This is a genomic window from bacterium, from assembly GCA_037131655.1.
Lineage (GTDB): Bacteria > Armatimonadota > Fimbriimonadia > Fimbriimonadales > JBAXQP01 > JBAXQP01.
Genome location: JBAXQP010000182.1, coordinates 1 through 5,683, shown reverse-complemented (window position 1 = coordinate 5,683; position 5,683 = coordinate 1). Strand labels below are relative to the sequence as shown.

5 protein-coding genes are annotated in these 5,683 nt (G+C 46.2%); 4 read left to right on the top strand and 1 reads right to left on the bottom strand.

From position 1 onward, the window contains the following. Positions 1 to 609: 609 nt before the first annotated feature. A complete protein-coding gene (locus WCO51_09030; protein MEI6513403.1) occupies positions 610 to 2,238 on the bottom strand; it encodes a PQQ-binding-like beta-propeller repeat protein in 1,629 nt (542 codons plus the stop codon). A gap of 248 nt (positions 2,239 to 2,486) precedes the next feature. On the opposite strand from WCO51_09030, the gene WCO51_09025 reads away from it, so the two are divergent. Genes WCO51_09025 through WCO51_09010 form a run of 4 tightly spaced genes read left to right on the top strand, consistent with a single transcriptional unit; the run spans position 2,487 to position 5,658 of the window. Then, entirely contained in the window at positions 2,487 to 3,590 is a 1,104-nt protein-coding gene (locus WCO51_09025; protein MEI6513402.1) for an LptF/LptG family permease, read from the top strand. A gap of 15 nt (positions 3,591 to 3,605) precedes the next feature. Continuing rightward, positions 3,606 to 3,746 (top strand): hypothetical protein, encoded by a 141-nt coding sequence (locus tag WCO51_09020; GenBank protein ID MEI6513401.1) that lies wholly within the window; start codon positions 3,606 to 3,608, stop codon positions 3,744 to 3,746. An 11-nt stretch (positions 3,747 to 3,757) separates the two neighbouring features. Then, a complete protein-coding gene (locus tag WCO51_09015; protein MEI6513400.1) occupies positions 3,758 to 5,245 on the top strand; it encodes a DUF3084 domain-containing protein in 1,488 nt (495 codons plus the stop codon). Beyond that, on the top strand, positions 5,242 to 5,658 hold the full coding sequence (locus tag WCO51_09010) for a hypothetical protein (GenBank protein MEI6513399.1): 417 nt from the start codon (positions 5,242 to 5,244) through the stop codon (positions 5,656 to 5,658). The genes WCO51_09015 and WCO51_09010 overlap by 4 nt, the downstream gene beginning before the upstream one ends. The last annotated feature ends 25 nt before the right edge of the window (positions 5,659 to 5,683 follow it).

Genomic DNA, 5,683 nt, shown 5'->3' with positions numbered 1-5,683 from the left:
GTGTTACGGCTTGTGTCTGAGGTTTTGGTATTTGCGGGGTTCGTGTTCTCAATCGTAAGTTTGGCTTGGCTGGGACGGAACTTCGGAATTAGACCGGATGTTCGCGGTCTGGTAACAAGCGGCCCTTATCGCTGGGTCCGGCATCATTTATACCTGGGAGAATTCGTTTTTTGCCTGGGCTACCTGTTCTTGCGGTTAACACCGTTCATGGTCGCAGTCTTCTTTCTCTGGTGCGCACTCCAGTATTACCGTATACTGCTAGAGGAGTCAGCCCTGGGTACGGTTTTTCCTGAATATGAGGATTATCGCCGCCGTACACACAGGATCATCCCTTTCATTTACTGATCCCGCCCGTGCCCGAAAAATTGGCCGGTCGAACCGCCAATCGGCCTGTTCTTGGTGTCCAACGCCCAAGACGTATGCAGGAAATACATGTTTCGACTTGGCCTCCGACTATGCCACGGAATTGTGCCTATAATTTGCTGCCGATACCACAGGTTCGTACTGTAATGCCGCGGACAATTCCTAAATGGCGCCTGCAAAATAAAAGAACAAGCGGCAGATCATATAATCTACCGCTTGTTCCTCACCAAAGTGGTTAATCAAGTTCTATTTTATTTCAAACCATAAAACAGTCCCACGGCCTTCAACGATCGCCATGGTATTCGAGATAGGGTCAGACGCTCCTATGGGGGTTAAATTATAAGGGGAAGTTGGCTTAGGTAACCATTGATAAGACGTATAGCCGTTGTTGGCATTAATAGCGAAAAGCTGACTATCGGTTGTACCAAACCATATATAAGGAGTAGCGTTGATGTCGTTGCTGCGTTTAACGGCCAAAGCCTGTGAATTCAACTCTCCCGTCCCTGGAATATTGACGGGGTAACCCAAAACAGCTTGTCCTGTCGAGCGGTTGAACCCCCATAAACGACGATCTTTGGTAAGGAAATAGACGTTCGGCATTTTTGCATCTACGCTCAATGTTGATACTATTTGGCTGTTAGTCTTTACCTTCCAACGAACTGTGCGGGAAGTTGAGCTGATGCAGTAAACAGTTCCAGTTGACGTAGCTGCAAGCACTAAACCGTTCTTTGAATCTATAACCGGCGCCGCGACTAATTTTGTGCGGCTTTCCAGCACTGTTCGCCATGACAACAGCATCGTATTCAAATTAACAGCCAATAGACTCCCATCTGCACATCCGGCATAAAGAATATTGCCCGATACGGCCAACGGCGTTGTGATCTCGGCAGTGTTTAACGGGTTTGATGTTGTGATGACATTAGTAGTCGGATCGATAGATGCCAGTCGAGATCCGTTAACTCCCATGACAACTTTGGAACCCACAAAGATTGGGTTGGTAGCGAGATTGAAACCGCTACTCACATTCCAAAAACGAGTCAGTTTACGGTTGACCATGTCAAAAAACGCAAGGCGCATATCGGAAGTTACCGCTGCAAGGTAACCCTGCCTTACGGTAGGTTGACAAACAAAGCGAACACCACCAATGCTTACCTTCCACTTTTCTGAAGCAGTTGAACCTGAAACACCATATACTTTTACTGAACCTCTATCGGTGGTTGCAATCACTTCGCTTGACGTGGAAGCAGCAAGACCGCATGAAATTGGCTCACTGGAATTAACCCACAATTTCGGCCAGATCAAATCACTTCTGCCAGCAACGACTATTGTTTGCCAACGTAATGAGGAATTACGCTCAGAAACGGCTGTAAGTGTAATTTGCGTGCCATCAGTTACAACGTTACTGCTAGGAACTCTAAGAACAAGTAAGCCGTTAAAATCTTTGTTTTGATCAGTCCATTCAGATACAGTCATTGTATGCAGTTCATCAGCCTGCAAAAGACCATCGCCATTATGGTCAGTTGTGACATAAGCGGACCAACCGGGAGCAACTGGAGTAAGCGAAAATAAAAATCGGTCAAAGCCGTTGCCTAAATTCGTAATTTTAAACGGAAATACCGTTACACTATCGGGGGATGCCGAATCACCAAACTTAGTTGAGTTTCCAGTCATCCCAACAAGTTGGATTATTTGTACAGCTGTGGGAGCGGAATACTCAGTTCCAATCACTCGGCCGTCAGAGGCGCTGTAGCTGACACTTGCGGTAGTCGTTATAACAGAACCTGCAGGTGTAACATCTGCAAAGCTAATATTTGAGAGCAATAAAACTGTTAGGCACAGACCAAAGCAACGCATCTTACAAACGACCTCGCCCATAGCATCATGAATAACTTACCATATGAACTTAGGGTGTTCATAGGTAATAGCGCGAGGTGCATTAAGTCTTAAGCAGAAAACCGGTACCCAAAACAGGGTGATGCGAATTAACTTAAGTTCAACACGCTAATCCAAAGCTAGAGACGGTCGAGCGTTGGTATAATGGAAATGCTGAAACTAATAGGGGCTTTAGAGGTCAAAGGTTGTGTTGACAAGATATTTAAAGCTCGATAGGTCACAACAACGACATGAAGTTATTGGATCGTTTGATCCTTGTTGAATTCATAGGGCCATTTATATTCGGGGTAGCGCTTTTTACCGCGCTTCTTACCTCGACTGTTTATCTTTTCGGCCTGACAGACTATTTCGTTCAAGGCGCCTCGGTATTGTTGGTGCTGCAATTGATGTTGTTGTATCTACCGGGAATGATCGCTTGGACTTTCCCGATGTCATCTTTATTGGCGGTGCTGCTGGGTTTTGGGCGTCTGTCATCCGATAGTGAACTTATCGCCGTATTAGCTTCCGGCATCAATTTCTGGCGAGTGGTAGCTCCAGTTGCAACTGCAGGCCTAGTTATCAGCGGAGTAGCGTTGTTGTTTTCAGAAGAGATTGTGCCCAGAAGCTCTCAAGAGGCTGCAAAACTGAAAGCAACCATTGTCCAGCAAATCGGTCGAAGTCACGAACCGGTTTTCATGCGAAAAGTTAATGACGGGAAACTTGCCGAAACTGTCGTAGCCGACTCGATGAACTTCGAGCGCAACATCATGTACCGAGTTACTGTAACTAGGTATGATCCAAAAACAGGCGAACCGTCTTTAGTCGTCTTTGCGAACACCGCGATTTATGACAAAGGGGATTGGCGTTACCGAGATGTAAAAGCCGTAGATAGTCCGCTAGATAAAAGCATTCGCTCTCAAATCGAAAGCGGCAGCCTAATTGTTAAAAATAACCTTGATATTAAAAAAACACCACAGCAAATCGTCATGGACATGGTGCCCGCTGAGAACCTTGGTTCACGTCAGATTTTGCAGCGTATTGAGAACGAAAAAAGAGAAAAGAAAGATAATGTTCTCGGCCTTCAGGTTGAATACTATAATAAGTTTGCGGTGCCGTTATCCAGCATCGTTTTTTGCCTTGTAGCGACGCCATTAGGAATAAGAAATCCTCGTCGAGGAGGTGTCGCGATTGGATGGGTTGCCACGATTGGCATTATCATTAGCTATTGGGTTTTGATGCGCTTCATGGGAGTGTTGGGAAGCGGAGGCGCGATTGCTCCCTGGTTTGCGGCATTTGGCCCGGATATGTTCGGGATTTCAATCGCAATTATCCTCCTTATGAAGCGTTCTCATTAAGAAAGGTATGTAGGAATGGATTCTTCATCAGCAATGCGATTTATTTTTCTCGTTCCGTTTGCAATAGCCGTTATTCTGTTAATAGCGCAGCTAGTAGTGCTGTTCTTGAAGCGTGATAACGACAAGTCTGAAAATCAAGATAGCGCTGAGAAGTGAGGCGATAGAGAATGTCGGTGACAATGGGTTTGATACTGTTTTCCTACGTCGTTTTGTGCGCGGTAATCGCGTACATTGGCGACTTATTAGGCCGACGGATGGGCAAAAAAAGAATAACCTTATTTGGGCTGCGGCCTCGGCATACCGCAATCTTGATTACAAGTTTTATTGGCGGCTTGATTGCACTTTCGACCATTGTCGTTATGTTAAGCCTCGGTACTGAGGCTCGAAAGCTAGTATTACGCGGGGATGAACTCATCCACGAACAAAGATCTCTCGAATTAAAACTTGGTTCGACCAGGAAAGACCTTTCTCAAAAGACCGAACAGCTCGTTGCCAGTATCGCTCTAGTTCAGCAAAATAAGAAAGACCTCGACCGGGTTACTTTAGAGCTTAAGACTGCACAAGTTGAACTAAAAGTAACGGATGAAAAGCTCAGCACTCTACAAAATGAGCTTAAAACAGCGACTATTGGTCTTAGAGAAAAGCAATTAGAGGTGCGTAACCTTCAGCAGCGTCGTGAAACTCTAATCGCCGAGGTTGCTTCCAAAAACAAATTCATTAAAGAAAAGGAAACGATCATCGCCAAACAGACCGGCATCCTGAAGAACCAAATGAATGATATTATCGCTCAGATGAACAAGTTCAACGACCTTCAGAATCAGAATGCCGATCTCGAGAAAAGCAACAAGGAAATGTCGGATCAGAACATCGCGCTCGAACGAAATAATGATGCCCTTAGCCATCGAAACAACGAGCTTAGCGCTCAAAATGTTGAATTCCTCCACCAAGCAGAAGAAATTAGCAAGCTAATTCAAGACCTCACAAAGACTTCAACAGGGCGTATTACGTTTAACAAAGACGAAGAGATCACCCGCCGCGCTGTTTCAGGAGGGATATCGATCGCGGATGCGCGATTGGAAATCCAGCAATTGCTTACACAGGCCAATCGAGTAGCAAACGAGCGCGGCGTAACCGCAGGCGCAAACGGGATGTATGTCTATATCCCTAGAATGATATTGCCGGATAAAACAATTTTTGATGAAGACCGTTGCTTGGAGGCACTGGCCAATGAAATAAGCTCATCTAAGGGCGAGGTTGTCGTTATCGTGTCCTCTTTGTTCAATACAACAGCCAATGAGCCTGCGCGGATAATGGTCAAACCATTTTGGAACCGTTTGATCTATAGCCAGGGTCAAACAGTTGCCCAAATGGAGTTTAAAACCAAGTCCAAGGATGAAGACTTACTCAGTTCGTTAATTGCTTTCCTTCGCAATGAGGTCCGCAACAATGCGCTTGATGCAGGCCTTATCCCCGTTCGTGAAAAAGATGGCGAGTTAGCGCCTGTTGGTCAGGTTAATGGGACTGAACTGCTGCAAGTAATCGAACAGCTTCGAAAGTATCGCGGAAATGCTGTTGTCACAGTCATTGCGGCGAATAATACTTATTCGAGCGGTCCATTGAAGCTTACTTTCAAGGTGAAGACCGGTATTAGATGAGTTGTGTGCTGGCAATCGATCCTGGAACGAGTAAATGCGGGCTAGCCCTTGTTGCTGTGGCCGAATCCGGCAAATTGGTACTCCTCTGGCGAGGCGTCTGTCCTTTGGTCAAATTGACTGAGTACGTCACAGAAGCCCTTGAATTATTTCCGCCTGACCAGGTTGTTGTCGGCGGAGGAACGGGCGCTGCCAAAGTCCTTCCAATCGTTGCCAATATCGTGAAGCCAATTGTCCCTAAAGTTATCGATGAGACTGACACGACACTTTTAGCACGAACTCGCTACTGGAATCATACCCCCCGCCGAGGATGGCGCCGATTTGTCCCACTAAGCCTTCAAGTCCCCCCAGAACCCTATGATGACTTCGTAGCCATCATCTTAGCCGAACGCACCCTTCTCAACCTACCGGATTAGGCGAAGTGCTCTTAACGTGGTGGGT

Excerpts from the sequence above, each read along its gene's own strand:
- WCO51_09025 (MEI6513402.1), top strand. The coding sequence starts at position 2,487 with ATGAAGTTATTGGATCGTTTGATCCTTGTTGAATTCATAGGGCCATTT.
- WCO51_09010 (MEI6513399.1), top strand. The coding sequence starts at position 5,242 with ATGAGTTGTGTGCTGGCAATCGATCCTGGAACGAGTAAATGCGGGCTA.
- WCO51_09030 (MEI6513403.1), bottom strand. The coding sequence starts at position 2,238 with ATGGGCGAGGTCGTTTGTAAGATGCGTTGCTTTGGTCTGTGCCTAACA.
- WCO51_09020 (MEI6513401.1), top strand. The coding sequence starts at position 3,606 with ATGGATTCTTCATCAGCAATGCGATTTATTTTTCTCGTTCCGTTTGCA.
- WCO51_09015 (MEI6513400.1), top strand. The coding sequence starts at position 3,758 with ATGTCGGTGACAATGGGTTTGATACTGTTTTCCTACGTCGTTTTGTGC.